Genomic DNA, 19,859 nt, shown 5'->3' on the forward strand with positions numbered 1-19,859 from the left:
AACGGAGGTTGGTGTGAAGTTCTTAGTTGTCCTTTTCCTTTCAATATTAACCTCTACAACGGCCCTCGGAGAGGAAGGGGAGCTCTACACCCTATTTAAAGGTGTTAACTCCCTAAAAATTCTCTTCTCACAGAGGACAAAACTTCCAGTTGCCGGAGATGAAGTTTCCCTATACGAAGGAGTAATCTACTACAAAAGGCCATTAAAGTTCAGGTGGGAGTACACTAAAGGAGCAAAAGTTCTGATAGTTTCAAACGGAGAGCTGGTAAAGAGCTCCATTGAAGGGGAGTGCCAGATAGCAGAGATAGCAGACCAACCGGTGTTTGCTCTAATTGAACTTATAGATAACCCAGAAAAGTTTAAAGAGGACTTTAGAGTAAAAGAGCTAAAGAAGAACAAAAGTTGGGAAGTTGTAAGAATAACCCCCAACCATAAGGACGCATTTTTCAAAGAGATAATCTTCATCATTAAAGATAAGAAGTTAAAAAAGGTTATTACCGTTGAGGAGGACGGAACTAAAGGAGAGTACCAGATAGAGGAAATTAAAAAGAACGTCCCCCTAGATGATGACCTATTCCAAGTCACTCCGTGTAATTGAAAGGTTGGCCTCGGCGGCCAACCAAAGGAGGGTACCATGGGAACTGGAGGGTGAAGTTAATTTATTACCTATATTAAAAATTTTCAAGCATTCTATCATTAGCATCATGATAAATTAGACCGAACTGAATCAAACTTGTAAAATTACCGAACAGTTTCAGACCCGGAGGTTAACTTGATAAAAAGTGTCTGCACCTACTGTGGAGTCGGGTGCGAGATAGGTTTCAACGGTAAAGGAATTGTCCCCTTACAAGATGGAGTCGTCAGTAAAGGAAAGCTGTGCATAAAAGGTAAGTTTGGCTACCAGTTTGTCAACCACCCTGATAGGATAAAGGGAGCTCTCGTCAAGGAAGATCTCCTGAAGGAGTTCAACTACAAACCGCAAGATTTTAAAAGGTGGAAAGGTAACTTCAGGAAAGTCCCCTACGAAGTTGCCTATAAAATTACCGCTCATAAGCTTAAGGAAATTAAGGAAAGGTACGGAAGGAGGTCACTTGCAGCAATCGGCGGCGCAAGGACTAGCTGTGAAAGTGGTTATCTCTTCCAAAAGTTTGCAAGGGAAGTATTTGGAACACCACACGTTGATAACTGCGCAAGGATTTGCCACGCCCCCAGCCTAAAAGGTTTAAGAGAGACGGTAGGGGAAGGGGCAGCATCTGCTCCCTTTGATGAAATCTACAGAGCCGAGTTCATCTTCGTAATTGGCTCAAACACTACTGAAGCCCATCCTATAGTTAGCCACAGAATCATTGAAAAGGCAAGAGAAGGAACTCCACTGGCAGTAGTTGACGTAAGGGAAATCGGACTCTTTAAGTTTGCAAAGTACCCTGTAACCCTACCTCTTGAATCTAACCTCCTGTTCTTAAATGCTCTGGCACGGGTAATCGTTGAAAGAGGCCTTTACGATAGGGAGTTCGTTAGTAAGAGGATCTCAAACTTTGAAGAGTTTAAAGAAAAAATCCTAAAGGACCCCACTACTAAACCGGAACTTTTCAGAAAACTACCTGGATACGAGGGAGTAACAGAACAGATTTACTCATTAGCAGAGGAGATTTCAAAGAGGAAAACTGTATTTTTATGGGGACTTGGAGTAACTGAGCACATTGACGGAAGTCAATCTGTAATGGCAATTGCCAACCTCGCCCTATTAACCGGAAATGTCGGAAAAGAGGGAACGGGACTAATTCCCCTTAGAGGACAGAACAACGTTCAAGGAGCCTGCGACGTTGGGGTACTTCCTTACTACCTACCAGACTACAAAAAGCCTGAGGAAATAGGTTATATGACTCCCGACATTATAGAAGGAGCTCTTAGGGGAGAGATAAAGGCCCTCTGGGTAATGGGAGAGGATATAGCCCACGTTCACCCGAACTTAAATAAGATAGAGAGAGCTCTAAGGAAAATTGACTTTCTAGTGGTAAACGAACTCTTTCCCTGTAGGATAACAGAGTTTGCCGACGTAATTTTTGGGGTTAAGAGTGCTTACGAAAAGGTTGGTGTGTACATAAACGCCGAAAGGAGAATGCACCTTTCCAAACCTCTCTTTGAGAGCTCCCTCCCCGATGATTGGGAAGTGATAGCAGGAGTTTCAAAGGAGTTTGGCCACGACTTCGGCTTTAAAAAGAGCGAGGATGTCTGGAACAGTCTAAGGAAAGAGGCGCCAGTTAGGTTTGGAGATGCAACGTATAAACTCCTTGAAGAGAACTTCTTAAACGCCCCTCAGTGGCCTGTGAAAGGTAACGGAGGAACTGAAATTCTCCACAAGGATTCCTTTCCAACAAAAAGCGGTAAGGCCAGTTTAAAGTTTAACCCCTACAGAATTAGGGGGATGGTAGAGGAGCTCTTTAAAAAGGGGAAGTTGGAAAGTTTTTACCTTACAACCGGAAGGAACTTGGTCCACTACAACAATGCAAATCAGACAAACAGGTGCTCTACCTTAAGGAAGTTCAAAACCTTTCAGGAAGACGTTCTCTACATGAATCCAGAAGACGCAGAAAAGCTTGGTCATCCAGAGAGAGTAATTCTAGAGAGCAAATACGGAAGGAGCTCCCCTCTCCCCGTTGAAGAAAACCCCCACATAAAGAGGGGAACCCTCTTTACAACGTTCCACCACAGTAAGAGCGAAATAAATAGGCTCTTTGGGGATGAGGCAGATGAACTCGTAAAAACTGCCAGATTTAAATCGGTAAAAGTAAAGATCGTCAAAACCTAAAAATGGCTTAAGTAAAGAACATCAGCCTTTCCTCCCTCAAAGGCCTCTATAGCCTCTTCAACTGTTTCTACTTTTGAAGGTAATTTATAAACCACAATGCCTTTCCTCATAAGTTTAATTAAAGGGGACTCAGGTATACTTATAACCAGTAGAGCATCTACTTCCTCCTCTGCTAAAAGATCAGCAGCATTTTTTCCTTCCCCACACCCTTCCTTACATCCTCCACAAGAGTAAGTATTTTCTACAAACCTCCTCTCACCAGTTGAAGTATCTACTAGCACAAACCCAGGTGCCGGACCAAACTGGAGGGAAACTCTATTTCTGTTTTCCTCAACGGGAATCGCCAGAATCATAGTACCTCCAAGGTAAACTGATTTAATCAGGGACACTAAAAATTAGAACTTGAACTTCTCCGAACTCATTGATCTCTATCAAAGAGAAGGGAGGAATTTCCTCCCTCTGTTACTTTAGTTTCTTAACGAAGTAGTAGGTTTTAACGCCGTCGGCAGGATAGAGATCAACCTCTTCGTAAGCTTTATATATGTAGTTTAACCTCGCTCCATGCTGGGCAGGTGAAAGGAGGATGTCCCTTCCCCTTGTTATACCAAAACGCTTGTCACACAAGTGCCCAAAGAAGTAATCTCTTTTTTCAGGGTGCTTTGAAGCCTCTGAAGCGTCTATTCCAAAAACTTTACCGTTAGGGTAGGCAACTACCCAACAGTGATAACCCTTAACAAGGCCATCCTTACTTATGGGAAGTCCTATCTCAAATACGGCAGGTATCCCAACAGCCCTTGAAAGGGCTATAAAGAAGGAGTGAAAGTCTGTACAGTTACCCTTCCTTGCATCACAGGCCCAGATTGCGTCTCCCCTTCCCCAACCCTTACCGCTCTTATCGTACTTCATATGGGAAACAACGTAGTCATAGATAGCCCTCAACTTCTCTACATCCGTCTCCTTACCGGAAGTAATCTCCTGTGCGAGCTTCTTAAACTTCTCAACGGGAACAAGGCGGTCAGAGAGGAGATAGCGAAGGGGAAGTTTACACTCTTCCTTTTTAGGTGAGAGCTCCTCCCTCTCCACCCTATATTCAACGGTAATCTTTATCGGTTCCCTCAAAGCTCCTTCGTGCCTAACGTAGATAAACCTGTTACCGTACTCTTTTTCCCTTTGAACTGTAAAAGTAAAGGGCGAAGAAACCTTAATGTTTTTAACCTTTTGCCAATCGTTTTCGTAAGGGAGGGGAATCCAGACTTCAACCAGTTTAGCCTTTGGCTGAGGTTTAACATCAACAACCTCCCTTACCTGATAGGTAGCAGAAAAAGAAGCGGTAGAAACAACCGTTAAAAGGAGTAAAGCCTTTATCAAAGTTTTAAACATTTCTTCCTCCGGTTAAAAGAGTAGCTGGAGTTCTGTGGTAAAGAGGTTATCGTCAACCTCCTTGCTCTCCCTCTGATTTGCAAATGTATAGGAAGTCCTGATTGCAGCCTGCCAGCCGTGAATCAGGTAGTATGCACCAACCGTCGTGTAGGATAGGTCGTACTTATCATCTCTATCGTCGTTAGGGTCAACCCAAGAGTATCTTCCGACCAAGTGAATTTTTTCATTAAAGGGTAAGCCATAATCTACCTGAAAGTAGTAACCCTTTGCATTTCCAAGGGATACAGAATCTCCACTGATGCCTTTAGCATCGGTTGGGTTATCAAAGAGGTATCCCCCTTCAAGGGTCAAGTTGTAATCCTTTAGACTTAAAGCAGCCTCAAAGTCCAGAAGACGGCGCTTTACAGACCTTGCCCCGTACTTTGAGTAGATGAGCTTTGATGAAGAATCGGTTCCGGTCTCATAACCTATTCTGAACTTTAGTAGGTATGAAGGAGTATCTACAGGCCTTCCCTCAAGGGCCAGAACGTAAGCGTACTTCTTATCCTTGTTGTAGATTTTGTCCTTGTTAGTCCAGCCTTCACCGTTTAGAACGGCTCCAACGAGCTTATAACCTTCAAACGGTTCATAGTTAACTTCTACTCCAACGTCCCTCCAGACCGGAGCAATTTTATTAACTGCAACGGGTCTTTCAGGAAGAGCTAGTTTGGTTCCGCTCTTAAGGTAACTCATCGATAGGGGAACTTTAAACTGACCGACTTTAACCGAAAGGGGAAGTGAGGAAGGAGTGTAGGTTACAAAGGCATCCCAGAGCTCTACACTTGAACCCCTATCTGCCCTTATCTGAATTTTGTACTTAAAGTCATTGTCCACTTTACCGCTAACAAAGAGCCTTGCCTTCCTAACTGTAAAGCCGTTTCCGGGATCCCCGTAGATTGACTTCCCTCCGGCTTCCTCTAAGTCCTGAGTCTGGGAAAACCTAAAGAGGACCCTTCCACCAACTTTCAGCTGGGTATCCTCTTTCCTAGCAGGAGAAACAATTCCTTTACTCTTTGAAAGTAGGGAGCGGAGCTCCCTGTTCTCCCTCTCCAACCTCTCAACTTTTTCCTCAAGCTCCTGAATCTTCTTTAAAATCTCCTGGTTTGAAATTTCTCCTCCGTAGGAAGGGGAGACTAGGGCAATCGCCGTTAGGATCAACAAGGCCTTCCTCATAACTCACCTCCTAAACCTTCTCTATCCTTACCCTCGTACTTGAGAAATCGGGTATTCCAGCAATAGGCTCAACTAGGGGAAGATTATAAAGCTGAGGATCAAGTCTGGTAATTCTATTCATAGTTATCCCTACTCCCCTTTTAGGGTTCACCTTCGTCCAGTTACCCTTTGCTACTTTACTACCACCGAGGAGAACTTCCTCTGCTTTTTCTATGTAAACTGGGGAAGCTCCGTGTTGCCAGTGTCCAAAGTGGTGGGAGTAGGCAACAGTTCCAGGCCTAATAAGGTTTGTAACCTTAACCTTCGTAATAACTCCCTCAGGGGAGGAAGCTGAGTAAACCTTTACTCTATCTCCATCTTTAAGGCCGAGCTTATCTGCATCTTCAGGGTTAATTTTAAGGTGGAAGTCGGGCTCATATACGAGTGCCTGGTTGTAAACGATAGTCCTTGACTGGGTGTGAAGGGCTGATTTGTGGGTAATAACGACAAAAGGATAATCTCTATCGACCTCTTCAACTGGTTTTCCAAAGTAAGTTGTTGACTTGTAGTACTTGAGAGTTCCCCAGTTCCTCTGACCTGTCAAGGAGTTCCTGCTAGTTCCAAGCCTTTCGTTCCAGATGCAGACTTTAGGAATTCCAAACTTAAAGTTACCCTTCTCATCAAAGACGCTATCAACGGGCTTAAAGACTCCGCCCCTAACAAGAACCGTGCAGACCTTTTTCCACTCTTCCTTAGAGAGTATGTCCTTATACTTTGAAACTGGGTAGTTCTTCTCCACAAACTCCACTTCCTCTTTGGGAGCTCTCCTAACCTTAGCGTTATGGGCAAGGTTTGAAATTCCCCTCAGGTAGTAGTCCTCAGGTCTAACCAGGGGATATAGTTTCCCGTCTTTACCCGGGATTGCCCTCTCTCCGTATCCAGGAAGTTTTAGGTAGGTGGCAACGTCTATTAGGAAAGTTTCAAGGCAGAAAGGCCTTCCATCTTTTGTCTTGCCGACTAAAGGTTCAAGAACGGGAGTTCTTACAGCAGTAAACTGACAGGCGGGAGCGTGGGGTGTTAGGAATCCGTAGTGCCCTTCAAGGTATGTAACATCGGGGACTATATAGTCTGCGAAAACGTTGGTCTCGTTTATCGTAACGTCTACAGAGATGTAGAGGGGAACTTTATCTGGATCGGATAAAGTTTCAATGAACCGCCTACCTCCCGGCATACTGTAGATAAGGTCTGAGAAGTAGGTAATAACTACCTTAACGGGGTAAGGGTACTTCTGGTCAATTCCCGAAATTGCAGAAACCGAAAGTCCACCTTTAGTAAAGGGGAACCAGGGAAGCTTTGAGGGATAACCTCTCTTTTTAAACTCTGTAGTATCCTCGTAGCGAGCTTTCTCCCTTGATATCTTAACTCCTCTGGGCTTCTTAGCCCCCGGGAAGTCCTTAAGGTCGTAAAGGCCATTTTGCCAGCTTGCAGCTCCCTTTCCCCTACAGAGGTATCCCCCTTTCCTATTGATGTTTCCTACTAAAGCGTTAAGCATAGCAAGAGCATAGCTTGCGTAAGTTCCCCCTACGTAGTTTCCTCCTCCGTGGTAGGCGTAAGCAACAGCGTAAGGAGAGTGCTCCCAGAACTCCTTAGCAACTTCCTCAATAGTCTTCTCATCTATTCCGGACTCTTCAGCGTAAAAGGAGAGGGGATTTTTAAACACGCTCTCTTTCATAAGGCTAAAGGCGGTCTTTACTTTAATCCCGTTCAGCTCTCCTTCCCACTCTAAGGTTGCCCTTTCAACTGAAGTTGCCGGAACGGGCTTTTTAGTTTCAGGATCTATAACAACTTCCTCATCGGGATTGCCTTTAATGGCTAAATCCTTAACCCTTAAGAACTTTCCAGCTTCTGGGTGTTTTTCATCAACGATCACCAAGTAGGTTGAGTTTGTATAGACGTTCCTTCCAGCTCTTTGGGCTGCCTCCATGTTAGGAATTGTAAGGAAGTCTTTGTCGTACCACCCATTTTCAAGCATCACCCTTATAATACCCATAGCAAGGGCACCGTCCTTTGTAGGCTTAATTGGAAGCCACCTGTGGGCATGGGCTACGGCTTTTGGAGCTCTAGGGTCAACTAAAACCAGTTTAAGCTCTCCCGAAGAAATCCTCCTTGCAATTATTGCCCCTGAAGTGTTAACTCCAGGCTGTTGAGCAGAGTAGATGTTTGAACCGAAAACCAGCATGTACTTTGAGTTCCAGTAGTCTGCCTTAAACTCAACCTGCTTACCGTCAGAGAGGGCATAGTTGCCCATCCTAAAACCGATTCCGCAGATGTCTGTATGAGCTATGTAGTTCTTTGAGCCGATAGCTTTAAAGACCCACCTCTTTATAAAGTGGCTCCTTCCTGCCTGAGAACGCCCTGTAAACCATACGAGTTGATTCCTCTTAGGGCCAAGCTCAGGAGCTTCTGGATCAACTGGTTCATCTGAGAGAACGTCCTTAATTCCAGGGTAGTAGCGCTCGTCCTCTATTTCTTTAAAGAGGTATCCCCCTTCAGAAACCTCTCTTATCAGTTGCTCCCAGCTTATAGGCTTAAACTTACCCTCTCCCCTCTTCCCTGCTCTCTTTAAAGGCTGAGTAATTCTGTAGGGGTTAAAGACGTAGTCGTTGTCCATCTGAGGCTTTGCGCAGGTGGTGGCGACCGCTTTAAAGCTCTCCCTCAAAGGAATTTCGTAGGGTATCTCTCTACCAGAACGGTTATAAGGGTGGTAAGGGTTACCGTCAACCTGAACGAGCTTTCCGCCTTTAACGGTAACCCTCAACCCACAGCGGGCGTTACAGGCAAGGCAAACGGTGTTAACAATCCTATCCCCTTCAGGTTTTTTAGTCTCAGGGTAGGAGTAAGGGTTAACTTCCTCAACCTCAGGAACGATCTCTGCATGGTGGGATTTTAAGAGAGCTCTCCTAACTTCAGGCCTTGACTTAAGGAGCTCCTTAAGGGGACCTGTAGGCCTATAGAGATTACCGAAGATTAGAGCTCCGCTGGGGCAGACTGAAACGCACCTTGGAATATCTCCACCCTTTATACTCCTTTCAAAACACATATCGCACTTTCTAGCCTTGTCTCCTCTATCAATGACTATCCCACCAAAGGGGCAGACAGGAACGCACTTTTCACACCCTGTACACTTTTCCTCTTTAATAACTACAACTCCCCCCTCCTTAACCTCTATCGCGTTAAAGGGACACGCAGAAACGCACGGGTGGTCAAAACACTGTTTACATATACTCTCCTGACTGAAGACTAGCTTTGCCTTAGGATAGCGGCCGACTTCCTCCTCTTTAATCCAGAACAGGTTTACCTCCGGAGTTTCGTTAAGGCCGTGCTCAAGCTGGCAGGCAGCCATACAGGCCTTACAGCCCATACACTTTCCCTGGTCAAAAATGAGAACCGGCTTAAAGAGCTCCCCTCCCTCTCCAGTCTTTACTCTAACACCGGCACCAACTAAAAGGGTTAACCCGGCTACTTTGAGGAATTCCCGCCTCTCCATAAGAATAGAACCTCCCTAAGGTTTAAAGGCATTTTAAAGAACTATACATGTTATTCAAAATTTCTATAGAAATTGACGGCAAATATAAACGATCCTATAACTTGATTTCTGCTACAATTGAGAGCTAAATAAACCTAAGGAGAGTGCGATGAGGAAAGAGAGCCTTGCCCTTGCGCTAATTTTAGCTTTATCGGGAACAACATTAACTGCGTGCGGTAAAAGTTCAGAGACTACTCCAAAGAAGGAAGAGAGTTCAAAAGCCATAGAACCAAAACCATTAACGGAACTTGCTAAAGAGGATAAGTCACAACTCCCTCCGGGACATCCACCCATAAATAAGAACCTTCCTGAAGGACATCCGCCAATCAAAAACATGCCTGAAGGCCATCCTCCAATCGGAGGGCAGAAAGAGTTAATGGCAATGCACAGCGGTAAAAACTTAACCCACTTTGACAGACCAATTAACATCCCAGAGGAAGTTCAAAAAACATGGAAGAGTGCAACAATTGACATAGTTGATAAAACCTCCGGAAAAGTAGCCAAAGAGGTAAAGGTTAAAAGCGGAGAAACTATAAGCTTTAAAGGACTTGAAATTAAAGTCCTATACGTTGTTCCTCACCTAGTCCTTGACAGCGGTTACACATCGGCTACAAACGAACCACAAAACCCTGCAATCCTAGTTGAAGTTAAAGAGAACGGAAAGACTATATATGCAGGTCCTATCTACCAGAAGTTCCCTCACATGTACAACGTAAATCATCCAAGGTATGAAATTATCCTGAAAGGAATTTCAAAGGAATAACTAAAAGGGGCCGGTCCGCCCCTTTCTTTACAACCTCCCTCCAAAAGCCCTAAATTAAAGGTTAGAACGTAAACTGGAGGGAGAGATGCCTGTAAAAGACCTAATAAAGAGAAAAGTAGTAGTAATTGAACCAGATGACACTGTAAAGTTGGCTGCAAAGAGAATGCAGGACAAGCTTATAGGAGCTCTAGTCGTAATTGAAGGGGATAAACCCATCGGAATAATAACCGATAGGGACATTGCAGTAAGGGTAGTAGGAGAGGGAAAAGGCCCTGAAACTACCGTAAGGGAAGTTATGACTAAAGACCCAATAACGATTAGAGAAGACGCCAGCTTCTTTGAGCTCACAAAGACCTTCCGAGATGCAGCAGTAAGGCGTTTAATAGTAGTTGATAAAGATGGAAGGTTAGTTGGACTAATATCCGTTGATGACGTGATGGAGCTTCTAACCACAGAGTTCGCGAATCTCATTTCTGCAATAAGGGGTTAAATGGAAGTAAAGGTAGAGACTCCCGTCTTTGAAGGACCTCTTGAGCTTCTGATTTACCTGATAAAGAAGAGAGAAGTTAGCATTTACGACATTCCCATTGCAGACATTACGGAGGAGTTCCTGAACTACATCTATACGATGCAGGAGCTGAACATTCCGCTGGCGTCGGAATTCCTCTTAATGGCTGCAACCCTTGCAAGGATCAAGTCTGAATTTCTAATACCTAGGGAAGATGAAGAAGACCCGAGGAAGGAGCTGGTTCAGATAATTGAGGAGTACTTAAAATCTAAAAGGGCTGCTGCTGAACTTGAAAAGTTAGAGGATAGAGCTTTAAAGTACCTTCCCCACGATCCTTCAGACCTAATCTTTCAGTTTCAGGAAAAGGTAAAGATTGCAAATACTGTAGATGACCTAAAGAGGGCGTTTAAGGAAGTCCTTGAAAGAAAGTTTAAACCAAAGATAAAGGTTGGGCTCAAGCTATCAAGTGAAAACTTTAAGATCTCAGATAAAGCAGAGGAGATAAGAGCTCTTTTAAAGAAAAACTACCTCCTAAAGTTCAGTAGCTTTATAGAGAAAAGCTCGTGCAAACTAGAAGCCATAACCTACTTCTTAGCAGTCCTTGAACTCTGCAAACTCGGAGAGGCATCAACCTTTACAGATGGAGAGGAAATCTTTATAAGCAGAGTAGTTCCCCTAAAGAGGGAAGAGTTAAAAGTACTTAATCTTTCCCTTTTAAACTCCTCTCAATAACTTCGGCTTTACTCTGAAGGTTTAAAATCCTGTTTATGTAGGAGACCCTTTCAAGGCTTCTACCGGAAAACTCAACTACTATATCAATGGGCAGGCCCATCTTAAGGAGTTTAGCCACGTAGGTATCTTTAAGGTCTGCAACTTTAAAGCCAAACCCTAACTTCTTTAAAAGCCTGTGAAAAGTTACTTTTACAGTTTCAGGCCTAACGTTTAGAAGAGGGGAGATTGGTAACTTTTCCTCCTTTATAGATTCAAGCTTCTCCCTAACTTTACCTTCAATCACAAACCGCTTAATCTTTCCTTCCTGAAGAACCGGTATTCCCATAAAGGTACTGTAGGAACTAACCTTCAGTTTACCAATTTCTGCAGGAGAGAGGCCTAGGTAAAGCATTAAAAGTAGAGCTGTTTGAAGTTCTTTACTCCTTAATTTTTTAACTTCTTCCTCAAAGCGTGAAATTTCTTCTTCCTTTACAGGTCTAAACTCTTTAAACTCCGCGGTTTCAGGAGGTACAAACTTTAACCTCCTCTTTATTCCCTTAAACTTTAAGTAGTGCTGAATCGCAGACATAGCAGTTCTAAAGCTCTTTTCCGTCCTATAACGGCCTGAAAAGTAACCGTAGAGCTTATCTTCACTGAAGTTAACGAGGTCGTAGTTATAGAGGGTTAAGAAGGCATCAAAGTACCTTAAAACCCTTTTGTAAGTATCTATCGTATTAGGCTTATACCCCTCTTCGACTAAGGCCTTAAGAAAGTCCTCCATTCCTCCCCCTCTCCGTAAAGGTTTGAGTAGAAGTAAAGGTTAACTGCAGTTCTTTTAACGTAATCCCTCGTCTCGGCAAAGGGTAGGTAAACGTCCGTGAAAATTACTAAATCTGAGGGTGTTTTAATTTTACCGAAGAGCTTTAAGGCCTTGCTAACCCTAGCAGGCCCGCCGTTGTAGCCAGCGGCAGCAAGGGGGAAGAGCTTAAACTTCTTTAGCAGAGAGTGGATGTAGTAAGAACCAAACCTGTAGTTAAGTTCTGGGTCAAAGAGCATTGATTTATCGTAGTCTTCCCTTTTTAGTTTTTTGGCTATGTACCTTCCAGTTAAAGGCATTATCTGCATAAGCCCCCGGGCACCGCTCCTTGAAAGGGCCCTCGGCTCAAAGAGGCTTTCCTGACGAGCAATAGAGAGGGAAATAAGGTCATCTTTAAAGAGAGGAGGTTTTGGATAGAGAACTGCAAGGAGGTAGGGATACCTTCCTATTTTCCCTCTAAAAGGAGATGCAAACTTAATACCCTTTCTGTAATCTCCACAGAGGTTCATGAGTAGCGCTGTTTGGGGAGTCTTTTCCTCTATCAGAGTTAAAACTTGGCAGTAGCCCTTTGAGTACAGGTAGTTTAACCCCGGATCGGTAAGCTTAAAACTCTTAAAAACCTCCTCCTTGTCAAAAGGAAACTTTTTAGGAGGGTTCAACATGAGGGAGTAGAAGTTAATTCTCTTTGGGAGCTCCCCTCTCCCGCTGCAGGCAACTTTCCACCACCTCTGGGGCACCGAATTTGAAATTTTCGCTTTACAGCCTTTAGTAAAGATTGAGTACCTATCTTTAAAGTAGGTATAAATGTCCTTTAGTCCTTTACGGTTAGACACTAAAGAGAGAGCGCTCCTGAAAAGCCCTAAGTCTTTCATAAAGAGGTAGTCAAGCATGTAAACTGAAGCTCTCCTTTTAACTGCTAAAGGAACAGGAGAATCAAGGAGTTGTTTAAAGTAGTTTAACTTTTCAACCGGCTCCTTTGATAGGAAGAGGAGGTAGAAAAACCTCTTTGGAACGCTTGAGAGCTTGAAAAAACTCTCTGCTGTATCCCTTCTACCTGCTTTCATGTAGGTATAACCTAGCAGGTAAAAATAGTAAGGGTCACCCCTTAAATAAGAAAGGTAGAAGAGAGCTTCATCGGTATTCCTTTGAGAGGCAAGGAGCCAAACTTTCTTTCTTAAAACCTTTGGCTCAAAAAGGAAGGAGGATTCTTTAAGGTTAAGCGAAAGAATATCTTCAGAAGGAGCATCAGCAAAGGAGAAGACTTCTTTTAAGATTTCTTCAGCCTCTCCTTCCCTCCCTACCTTTCTAAGGGAAAGGGCTACATTCAACTTACCGTATAAATTTTTAACTCCTTTAGCCTTTGCCGCTAAACTGTAGCTTCCTCTACTTAAACAGTCTTCAGAGTAGAGGAGTAAAAAGGGCTCTTTAAGCTCAGTTTCGGTAAGCTCTTTAAAGATAACTTGGCTACAGGCTCCTTCTTTTAGAGCCCTTTCAAACTCCAAGGCCTGCTTTAGAGTAAGAGCTACGGCGTTAAAGTTAAAGAAAAATAAGAAAAGGAACGTTAAATACTTCATGAATCGGATTATACCAGGAAAGGACCCCCGAAAAGGGGGCTATCTGACCGCCTAATGCGGCCGAAAACGGCTTGCTGTGGGGCTTGAGGGGAATTTCAGTTCAATTATCGGAAGGAAAACCTGAGAGTTGAGTTAACTCTCTTTCTCCTTACCCAATTTGATAGCACTTAAAAGGGGATTATTTACCTTAACTACAGGACACACCCTAACACAGTTTAGGCACCTTAAACAGGCCGGAGAGTTTGGGTCTTCATAAATCGGGTAGTTAACCGGACAGGCCTTCTTACAGAGGTTACACTCTATACACTTTTCCCTTTCAACAGAGAAATCAACTATGCTGAGCTTGTTAAAGAGGGAAAAGAGAGCTCCCAAGGGACAGACGTACCTGCAGAAGGGCCTCTTTATAAAGATAGAACCGTAGAGGAACATACTTCCAAAGGCAAGTTTAAAGAGGAAAAACGGACCTGCCATATTCAAAATTGCCGAGCTTACTGCAACCCAGTAGATACCAGCCTCCAAAGTTCCGGTAGGACATACCATACAGAAGTAGTGCTCCTTAAAGAGGAAAGGAAGGAGGATAACTCCAAAGAGAAGCATTAAATACTTTAGGTAAACAAAAGGCTTTGGAAGGTCAAACTTAACAGAGGGAACTCTGTTTAAAAGGTCCTGAATAAGGCCAAAGGGACAGACCCAACCGCAGATCCACCTTCCAAAGGAGGCCGAAACTGCCGAAATAATCCCCAGCGTAAACAGGGGAACTTTACTAATTACTAAAAAGTGGGAAATAGTTCCAATAGGACAGGAGTAAAGGGAAGCAGGACATGCGTAGCAGTTCATTATGGGGAAGGGAAAGGACTTTAATTTACCGGTATAGAGCCTTGCAGTTATGAAGTTGTAAAGGGGAAGGTTTGCAAGAAGGCCAGTTAAAAACTGGTAGAGTCTCCTGTTTTTAAAGAAGGGAACCTTCAACATTACTTAATCCCTATACACGTAAGACAAAGGATTTTCCCGTTGTTGTAGATAATCCTCAGTTCGTCCCTATAAATTCCAAGTAGTATTAAAAAGAGCGAGAGCAGGAGAGCCCCCGCAGCAAAAGTCTTCCTAGTTAGCCTTGGCAGTCTCACCTATCTCCTCTAACAGCCTATCCGTAATCTCTATAAGGGCTTTAGCAGAAGCGCTTTCAGGGTGAGCTATTACGATGGGAACGCCTTCATCTCCAGCTTCAACAACGGAAGGCTCAATCGGGACTCTTCCGAGGAACGGAATTCCAAGCTCCTTAGCCGCCTTTTCACCGCCCCCTACCTTAAACAGGTCTATCTCCTTACCGCAGTGGGGACAGATCAAACCGCTCATGTTCTCAACTATACCGAGAACCGGTACGTTTAACATCTTGGCAAAGCTGATAGACTTACGGGTATCAAGAAGTGAAACTTCCTGAGGAGTTGTGACTATAACAAAGCCGTCCATCGGCTTAATAAGCTGAGCAACGCTTAGAGCCTCATCTCCCGTTCCCGGCGGAAGGTCAACTATCAGAAAGTCAAGGTCTCCCCAGTCAATTTCAGCTAAAAACTGCTTTATAGCCTGGTGCTTCAGAGGGCCTCTCCACACAACAGGCTGGTCTGGATTTTCAAGGAGGAAAGCCATTGAAACTATCTTTAAGTTGGGCATTCCAAGGGGAATAAAGGGCTTAATGGTCTGGCTGTTGGGATCGGCAAACAGCCTCTGTCCCTCTGCTCCAAACATCTTAGCAACGTTCGGTCCGTGAATGTCTGCATCAAGGAGGCCTACTTTATAACCCCTCTTTGCAAGCTCTGCTGCAAGGTTCGTTGCCACAGTAGTCTTTCCGACTCCACCCTTACCGCTCAGAACTCCTATCCTGTGCTTAATCTTTGATAGGTTACAGGTAAGCTTTACATCAAGCGGGTCTTGGGCTGTCTTACAGGCGTCTGCATGGGGACACCCTTCACACTTCTTCTCATCGTATGCCATCTCTTCCTCCTTAGGTGAGGTGCTTTTGAACTATTTTTAAGAGCTCTTTGTAAGTTTCAGGAGAAGCTCCAACGATGTTTCCGCTCTCAAGGTAGTTATCTTGACCTAAAAAGTCAGAAACCACTCCTCCTGCCTCCTCAATTAAGAGGGCTCCAGCAGCTATGTCCCACGGCTTTAAAGACATCTCCCAAAAGCCGTCAAAAACTCCCTTTGCAGTATAGGCAAGGTCAAGGGCAGCAGAACCGCACCTCCTCAAGCCTGAAACCTTTAAAAAGACATCCTTAAAACAACTCAGATAACTGTCTAGGTACTCTTTCCCCCTAAAGGGAAAGCCTGTAGCTATAAGGGCTTCGGAGAACTTCCTCTTACTTACCCTTAACCTCTGGCCGTTACAGTAAGCGCCTTCTCCCCTTTCAGCAACAAAAACCTCATTTAGAATGGGAGAGTTTATAACTGCCCCTACCAGCTGACCCTTATATTCAATTCCTATTGAAACGCAGAACATAGGAAGTCCGTGAATGAAGTTCTTCGTACCATCAAGGGGGTCAACGTACCACTTCCAGTCTCCTTCACCTGTAAAACCTCCGCTCTCCTCAGCAACTATAGTGTGTTGGGGGAAAACCTCCCGTATCGTCTTAATAATAATCATTTCTGATTGTTTGTCAGCCTCAGTTACATAGTCATTCCTAGCTTTAAGCTCTACTTCCCTAACCCTTCCGAAGTAGTCAAGGAGGACCTCTGCAGCCCTTTCGGAAGCTCTTAGGGCAACATCAATAGGCGTCTCCATAAAAACCTCCAGGCTTAAATGTGAGGGAAATTAAATTCCCGTTTTCAATTAAGAACTCAACTTTAAAAGTATGGTGGTAAGAGACGTAATTAACGCCCTTTTCCGAAATCAAACTTTTTGTAAAGAAAATCGCTTCGTCCCAAGACTCAACGTCTCTAAACTCAACGTTTAAATCAAATCCCTTCAACGTAAAAACTCTCTCAACAGCAGCGATGAACTCTTCTGAAAGCATTAGCTTCCCTCAAGGGTCAGATTATTTTAATATACAGTTTTAAGTAAAGTTTTAAAGGGAACTATGAAAGTAGCGGTAGTTGAAGACGACCTATCGGTTGGAAACCTCATTAAAAAGGCCCTCTCTAAGGAAGGCTATTCGGTCAAGCTCTTTTCAACTGCAGAGGCTTTAAATGACGCAATATTTAGCTATGGAGAGAGATTTGACCTGATTATCCTAGACGTTATGCTACCTGGAACCGACGGAATTAAAGCCTGTAGTTTCTTAAGGGAAAAGGGAGTTGAAATACCAATAATGATTTTAACTGCCCTTTCTGAAGAGGAAGATAAAGTAGCAGGCCTTGACAGTGGAGCCGACGACTACGTTACAAAGCCCTTTAGCATCAGAGAGTTCCTTGCAAGGGTAAGGGCCCTCACCCGTCGCTCAAGGAGGTCTGCTAAGAGGGAGCTCTCCTTAACTACCAAAGGGGTAATAGTAAACGGGAAGGAGATTAAACTGACGACGAAGGAAAGGGAGGTTTTAAAGGTTTTAATTTCAAAGAAGGGCCAGGTAGTTTCAAAGGATGAAATATTTAACAAAGTGTGGAAAGGTGAGGGCTCAAAGAGGGTGGTTGACGTTTATATAAAGTACCTGAGGGATAAGTTAGGTGAGAGAATCCAGACAGTCTGGGGAATTGGCTATAGACTGGATTAGAGAACTTGGAAAGTCCTTTGAGGAAATTTTAATAGTTGATGAAAGGGGAGAACTCTTAGGAAAAGAACAGAAACTCTGGGAAAGGTACCCTTGCCCCGAAGCATTCAGGGCCCACAGGGAGCTCTTTGAAAGGGGAGAAGGCTCCTTTGAGTTTGAGGAAAAGGGAAGGAACTACCTATTTAAAGGTAAGAAAGTAGGGAAATTCGGAGTCTTCTTAAGGGAGGAGATAACCCTTAAAAAGGAGGTTGAGGAGCTAAAGAGGGAAGTTATATCAACCCTTTCTCATCAGATAAAGACTCCACTAACAGTAATTAGGGGAAACGCCGAAATTGCCCTTGAGTTCGGATCCCAGAGGAAAGATATTGAGGAAATAGTTAAAAAGTGCATTGAGATAGAGGAAATCCTTAAAGGTCTAAAGAAACTCTTTGAAAAACCGAAGAAGTTTCCGCTGGTTAACCTAAGACCAGTTGCCCTTGAGTGTATCAGGGAGTTTGAAGGAAGGGCAAGAGAAAAGGGAATAGAGATTATCCACAGTCTTAAAGACACCAACGTTCCAGCAGAGCCCACGCTCTTTAAACAGCTCCTTTTCAACCTAATTGATAACGCAGTGAAGTTTACAAAGAAGGGGAGGATAGAGGTTCAGCTAACCCACGAGTATTTAAAGGTTTCAGATACAGGAATCGGAATAGATGAGGAAATCAAGGAAAGGGTTTTTGAAAAGTTCGTTAAGGGAAAAAGAAGCTCCGGCCAGGGAATAGGCCTCTCAGTAGTAAAGGAGATAGTCAGGTTCCACGGCTGGAAAGTTGATTTTGAGAGCTCCCCAAAAGGAACGACCTTTACAGTTTACTTTTAAAGACCAAACCAATAATCTCAGATAGGAAGTCAAGGAAGTAAAAGAGCTTTAGGAAGTTCTCCTTCGTTCCAAACTTAACTGCAACGCCGTGGCCGATGGCGTGTCTGTTGAGAACTCCATCTTTATACTCAACAAAGGAGATATGGTTTAAAAAGGAAGGGAGCTCCTCTTGGCCGAAAACGTCCTGAAGGAGGAGTTTAGTAGCGTACTGAATAGTTACAAACTTCCTGTTCCTCTTCCTTATTAAGGCCTCAACGTCAGCCTCTAGAGTGTTCTCCTTAACGAAAGTATCCCAAATAACGCCTTCACACTGGGGAAAAAGGCCGTAGATTGCAAGCTCAATACAGTTGAGAGAATAGGCTTTCAGTATGTCCTTTAAGATCTTTTCTCTCCTTTTAAAGGGTGGAAGCTTCAGCCACCTCTCAAGCCTCCTTTCTAAAAAGTCAAGAGTTGAAACTTTTAAAATCCAATTTTTAAAGTCCTTTCCCTCAAAGGCATTGAGAATCTCTGAAGGCAAAAGCCACTCCTTCCTGTAGAACTCCCTTAAAAGCTCCTCATCCTTTACTTTCAGCAGGTACTTAGAGGCAGCCTTTAAAAGGAGCTCCTCAAACTCCTCCCTCCAGTTCTTTAAGTTCTCCTCCCACTTACTCTCTACCTCTTCCCTCTCTTTAAGCTTAAAGGCCTTTCTAAGGGCGTTGTAGATGTTCTTTGATCTTGAAGGGAAGAAGTAATCTTCTAGGGAATTTTCCTTCACTATCTCCTTTATCAACTCCCCGTGGTTCAGAGATTTAATCTCTTTCCTCTTTAGAGCTCCACCTGATAGGAGTTCAAGGAGGCGGAAGAAGAACTCCCTGGAGCTCCCCTCCTTCTCAGCCTCCTTCAAGACCTCAGAACTAACCTTAAGGCTTTTCAAGGACGTGGGTAGGGAGAACGAAGCAGACGAACTCTCCCCTAAAGACCTCCTCTCCATCTCTCCTTCCAGTAACTTCTACTACCCTTTTCTTACCTTCTGATGAGACCAGTCTACCCTCAAACTCAACAGTCTCTCCAACCTTCACAGGCTTTAAAAACCTAACGGAAGCTCCGCCGAGAACGACGTTAGGGTGGTTAACCGTAAGCATTGCACAGTAATCGGCAGCGCTAAACAGGAAACCTCCGTGGACGAGGCCCTTTTCATCGGCAGCCATAACAGGAGTTGTTTTTAACTTTACAACAGCCCTTCCATCTGAAAGGCAAACAGGCTCTCCGCTTAAACTCCTATCAATCCCAAGGTGAGTCTTAACCTCCATACTTCCTCCTACTTGCAGTTCTTAACGCAGTACCTGTAGGGAATTATCTTACCTCCACAAGAAGTAAAACAAGCATCGTACCTCTCCTTACAGCCACAGTCTGAAGGGCAGGAAGAGGATAGTTCCCTTATAATATCTGAAAGCTGAGGTTTCACCGGCCTTTCAGGAGGGGTGGGCTTAGTTTCACTTAAGGTCTGCAGGGCCTCTTCTAGGTCATCCCTCCTCTGGCAGGCGTAGTAGTCCTTGCCCTTCTTACACATCCTTTTAAAGTAGAGGTAGTCCTTATAGAGTTTCCTATAACTCCTGTTCCACTCAAGGAGCCTCCTCTGATAGGAAGAGTAGGCGTTCTGGTAGGCAGAGAGCTCCCTCTTGTAGTTCTTAAGCTCCTCCTTGTAGATATTCTCAGCACTCCTTCTAACTCTATCCAAACACTCTTGCCTCTTACCCATACAGGAAAGCTCACAGGACGTTAACTCTTCCTTACACTTACTCAAACACTCCCTATTGTCGGCAGGAGGTTCGTACCTGTAGGAAACTGCAAACTCAGGCCCTCCACAGCCTAAGATAAAGGGAAAGAGGAAAATCAGAAGCCTTTTAACCATGAAGTCCTCCTTAGTTGAAATAGGAAAAAGATCGGCTAACTTAATTAAAACAAAATCTAATGGGGTAAACAAATG

21 protein-coding genes are annotated in these 19,859 nt (G+C 44.0%); 7 read left to right on the forward strand and 14 right to left on the reverse strand.

Annotated features, from left to right (window positions below):
• Positions 1 to 13 precede the first annotated feature (13 nt).
• Positions 14 to 598: a LolA family protein gene (locus tag C7457_RS04720; RefSeq protein WP_121170485.1), complete on the forward strand. Its 585-nt coding sequence runs from the start codon at positions 14 to 16 to the stop codon at positions 596 to 598.
• A gap of 174 nt (positions 599 to 772) precedes the next feature.
• Positions 773 to 2,809: a molybdopterin oxidoreductase family protein gene (locus tag C7457_RS04725; RefSeq protein ID WP_121170487.1), complete on the forward strand. Its 2,037-nt coding sequence runs from the start codon at positions 773 to 775 to the stop codon at positions 2,807 to 2,809.
• Here C7457_RS04725 and C7457_RS04730 read toward each other — a convergent pair.
• From C7457_RS04730 to C7457_RS04745, 4 genes are all read right to left on the reverse strand, one after another.
• A complete protein-coding gene (locus tag C7457_RS04730; protein WP_121170489.1) occupies positions 2,806 to 3,162 on the reverse strand; it encodes a NifB/NifX family molybdenum-iron cluster-binding protein in 357 nt (118 codons plus the stop codon). The two genes, C7457_RS04725 and C7457_RS04730, sit on opposite strands and share 4 nt — an antisense overlap.
• Positions 3,163 to 3,271: 109 nt before the next feature.
• Positions 3,272 to 4,189 (reverse strand): transglutaminase-like domain-containing protein, encoded by a 918-nt coding sequence (locus C7457_RS04735; RefSeq protein ID WP_245939585.1) that lies wholly within the window; start codon positions 4,187 to 4,189, stop codon positions 3,272 to 3,274.
• A 12-nt stretch (positions 4,190 to 4,201) separates the two neighbouring features.
• Positions 4,202 to 5,401: a porin gene (locus C7457_RS04740; RefSeq protein ID WP_121170491.1), complete on the reverse strand. Its 1,200-nt coding sequence runs from the start codon at positions 5,399 to 5,401 to the stop codon at positions 4,202 to 4,204.
• A 10-nt stretch (positions 5,402 to 5,411) separates the two neighbouring features.
• The gene (locus C7457_RS04745; RefSeq protein ID WP_121170493.1) at positions 5,412 to 8,927 is read right to left on the reverse strand and encodes a 4Fe-4S dicluster domain-containing protein; all 3,516 of its coding nucleotides are present in this window, start codon (positions 8,925 to 8,927) and stop codon (positions 5,412 to 5,414) included.
• 148 nt (positions 8,928 to 9,075) lie between these two features.
• On the opposite strand from C7457_RS04745, the gene C7457_RS04750 reads away from it, so the two are divergent.
• The 3 genes from C7457_RS04750 (at position 9,076) to C7457_RS04760 (ending at position 10,969) form a co-directional block, all read left to right on the forward strand.
• Positions 9,076 to 9,729, forward strand: a complete 654-nt coding sequence (locus C7457_RS04750; RefSeq protein WP_121170496.1) for a DUF2155 domain-containing protein — start codon at positions 9,076 to 9,078, stop codon at positions 9,727 to 9,729.
• Between the two features lie 85 nt (positions 9,730 to 9,814).
• Positions 9,815 to 10,219 (forward strand): CBS domain-containing protein, encoded by a 405-nt coding sequence (locus tag C7457_RS04755; protein ID WP_121170498.1) that lies wholly within the window; start codon positions 9,815 to 9,817, stop codon positions 10,217 to 10,219.
• Positions 10,220 to 10,969, forward strand: a complete 750-nt coding sequence (locus C7457_RS04760) for a segregation and condensation protein A (protein ID WP_121170500.1) — start codon at positions 10,220 to 10,222, stop codon at positions 10,967 to 10,969. It abuts the gene before it with no gap.
• On the opposite strand, the gene C7457_RS04765 is transcribed toward C7457_RS04760, so the two are convergent.
• The 7 genes from C7457_RS04765 to C7457_RS04790 form a co-directional block, all read right to left on the reverse strand.
• Positions 10,938 to 11,729 carry a site-specific integrase gene (locus C7457_RS04765; protein ID WP_121170502.1) on the reverse strand — a complete coding sequence of 264 codons (792 nt, stop codon included), beginning with the start codon at positions 11,727 to 11,729 and terminating at the stop codon, positions 10,938 to 10,940. The genes C7457_RS04760 and C7457_RS04765 overlap by 32 nt on opposite strands.
• The gene (locus C7457_RS04770; protein ID WP_170137353.1) at positions 11,705 to 13,267 is read right to left on the reverse strand and encodes a lytic transglycosylase domain-containing protein; all 1,563 of its coding nucleotides are present in this window, start codon (positions 13,265 to 13,267) and stop codon (positions 11,705 to 11,707) included. Before C7457_RS04770 ends, C7457_RS04765 begins: the two co-directional genes overlap by 25 nt.
• Positions 13,268 to 13,471: 204 nt before the next feature.
• A complete protein-coding gene (locus C7457_RS04775) occupies positions 13,472 to 14,311 on the reverse strand; it encodes a 4Fe-4S binding protein (RefSeq protein ID WP_121170506.1) in 840 nt (279 codons plus the stop codon).
• Entirely contained in the window at positions 14,311 to 14,463 is a 153-nt protein-coding gene (locus C7457_RS08775) for a hypothetical protein (protein WP_170137354.1), read from the reverse strand. Before C7457_RS08775 ends, C7457_RS04775 begins: the two co-directional genes overlap by 1 nt.
• Complete coding sequence (locus tag C7457_RS04780) at positions 14,441 to 15,328, reverse strand: Mrp/NBP35 family ATP-binding protein (protein ID WP_121170508.1); 888 nt, start codon at positions 15,326 to 15,328, stop codon at positions 14,441 to 14,443. The genes C7457_RS08775 and C7457_RS04780 overlap by 23 nt, the downstream gene beginning before the upstream one ends.
• Positions 15,329 to 15,338: 10 nt before the next feature.
• Positions 15,339 to 16,115 carry an inositol monophosphatase family protein gene (locus tag C7457_RS04785; RefSeq protein WP_121170510.1) on the reverse strand — a complete coding sequence of 259 codons (777 nt, stop codon included), beginning with the start codon at positions 16,113 to 16,115 and terminating at the stop codon, positions 15,339 to 15,341.
• The gene (locus tag C7457_RS04790; protein ID WP_121170512.1) at positions 16,099 to 16,347 is read right to left on the reverse strand and encodes a hypothetical protein; all 249 of its coding nucleotides are present in this window, start codon (positions 16,345 to 16,347) and stop codon (positions 16,099 to 16,101) included. Before C7457_RS04790 ends, C7457_RS04785 begins: the two co-directional genes overlap by 17 nt.
• Positions 16,348 to 16,410: 63 nt before the next feature.
• Between C7457_RS04790 and C7457_RS04795 the strand changes: the two genes are divergently transcribed.
• Both C7457_RS04795 and C7457_RS04800 read left to right on the forward strand, forming a co-directional pair.
• Positions 16,411 to 17,040, forward strand: a complete 630-nt coding sequence (locus C7457_RS04795) for a response regulator transcription factor (RefSeq protein WP_121170514.1) — start codon at positions 16,411 to 16,413, stop codon at positions 17,038 to 17,040.
• Positions 16,994 to 17,893, forward strand: a complete 900-nt coding sequence (locus tag C7457_RS04800) for a sensor histidine kinase (protein ID WP_121170516.1) — start codon at positions 16,994 to 16,996, stop codon at positions 17,891 to 17,893. Before C7457_RS04795 ends, C7457_RS04800 begins: the two co-directional genes overlap by 47 nt.
• On the opposite strand, the gene C7457_RS04805 is transcribed toward C7457_RS04800, so the two are convergent.
• The 3 genes from C7457_RS04805 to C7457_RS04815 are packed head-to-tail and all read right to left on the reverse strand — an operon-like array spanning position 17,877 to position 19,784.
• A complete protein-coding gene (locus C7457_RS04805) occupies positions 17,877 to 18,863 on the reverse strand; it encodes a hypothetical protein (RefSeq protein WP_170137355.1) in 987 nt (328 codons plus the stop codon). The two genes, C7457_RS04800 and C7457_RS04805, sit on opposite strands and share 17 nt — an antisense overlap.
• Complete coding sequence (locus C7457_RS04810) at positions 18,793 to 19,182, reverse strand: hotdog domain-containing protein (protein WP_121170520.1); 390 nt, start codon at positions 19,180 to 19,182, stop codon at positions 18,793 to 18,795. The genes C7457_RS04805 and C7457_RS04810 overlap by 71 nt, the downstream gene beginning before the upstream one ends.
• Positions 19,183 to 19,190: 8 nt before the next feature.
• Entirely contained in the window at positions 19,191 to 19,784 is a 594-nt protein-coding gene (locus C7457_RS04815) for a YfjI family protein (protein ID WP_121170522.1), read from the reverse strand.
• Positions 19,785 to 19,859 lie beyond the last annotated feature (75 nt).

It is taken from the genome of Thermovibrio guaymasensis, from assembly GCF_003633715.1.
Taxonomy (GTDB): Bacteria; Aquificota; Aquificia; order Desulfurobacteriales; family Desulfurobacteriaceae; genus Thermovibrio; species Thermovibrio guaymasensis.

Coding starts and splice junctions, on each gene's coding strand:
- C7457_RS04785 (WP_121170510.1), bottom strand. CDS start 16,115: ATGGAGACGCCTATTGATGTTGCCCTAAGAGCTTCCGAAAGGGCTGCA.
- C7457_RS04755 (WP_121170498.1), top strand. CDS start 9,815: ATGCCTGTAAAAGACCTAATAAAGAGAAAAGTAGTAGTAATTGAACCA.
- C7457_RS04795 (WP_121170514.1), top strand. CDS start 16,411: ATGAAAGTAGCGGTAGTTGAAGACGACCTATCGGTTGGAAACCTCATT.
- C7457_RS04740 (WP_121170491.1), bottom strand. CDS start 5,401: ATGAGGAAGGCCTTGTTGATCCTAACGGCGATTGCCCTAGTCTCCCCT.
- C7457_RS04790 (WP_121170512.1), bottom strand. CDS start 16,347: ATGCTTTCAGAAGAGTTCATCGCTGCTGTTGAGAGAGTTTTTACGTTG.
- C7457_RS04730 (WP_121170489.1), bottom strand. CDS start 3,162: ATGATTCTGGCGATTCCCGTTGAGGAAAACAGAAATAGAGTTTCCCTC.
- C7457_RS04805 (WP_170137355.1), bottom strand. CDS start 18,863: ATGGAGAGGAGGTCTTTAGGGGAGAGTTCGTCTGCTTCGTTCTCCCTA.
- C7457_RS04745 (WP_121170493.1), bottom strand. CDS start 8,927: ATGGAGAGGCGGGAATTCCTCAAAGTAGCCGGGTTAACCCTTTTAGTT.
- C7457_RS04810 (WP_121170520.1), bottom strand. CDS start 19,182: ATGGAGGTTAAGACTCACCTTGGGATTGATAGGAGTTTAAGCGGAGAG.
- C7457_RS04815 (WP_121170522.1), bottom strand. CDS start 19,784: ATGGTTAAAAGGCTTCTGATTTTCCTCTTTCCCTTTATCTTAGGCTGT.
- C7457_RS04760 (WP_121170500.1), top strand. CDS start 10,220: ATGGAAGTAAAGGTAGAGACTCCCGTCTTTGAAGGACCTCTTGAGCTT.
- C7457_RS04735 (WP_245939585.1), bottom strand. CDS start 4,189: ATGTTTAAAACTTTGATAAAGGCTTTACTCCTTTTAACGGTTGTTTCT.
- C7457_RS04750 (WP_121170496.1), top strand. CDS start 9,076: ATGAGGAAAGAGAGCCTTGCCCTTGCGCTAATTTTAGCTTTATCGGGA.
- C7457_RS04765 (WP_121170502.1), bottom strand. CDS start 11,729: ATGGAGGACTTTCTTAAGGCCTTAGTCGAAGAGGGGTATAAGCCTAAT.
- C7457_RS04775 (WP_121170506.1), bottom strand. CDS start 14,311: ATGTTGAAGGTTCCCTTCTTTAAAAACAGGAGACTCTACCAGTTTTTA.
- C7457_RS04780 (WP_121170508.1), bottom strand. CDS start 15,328: ATGGCATACGATGAGAAGAAGTGTGAAGGGTGTCCCCATGCAGACGCC.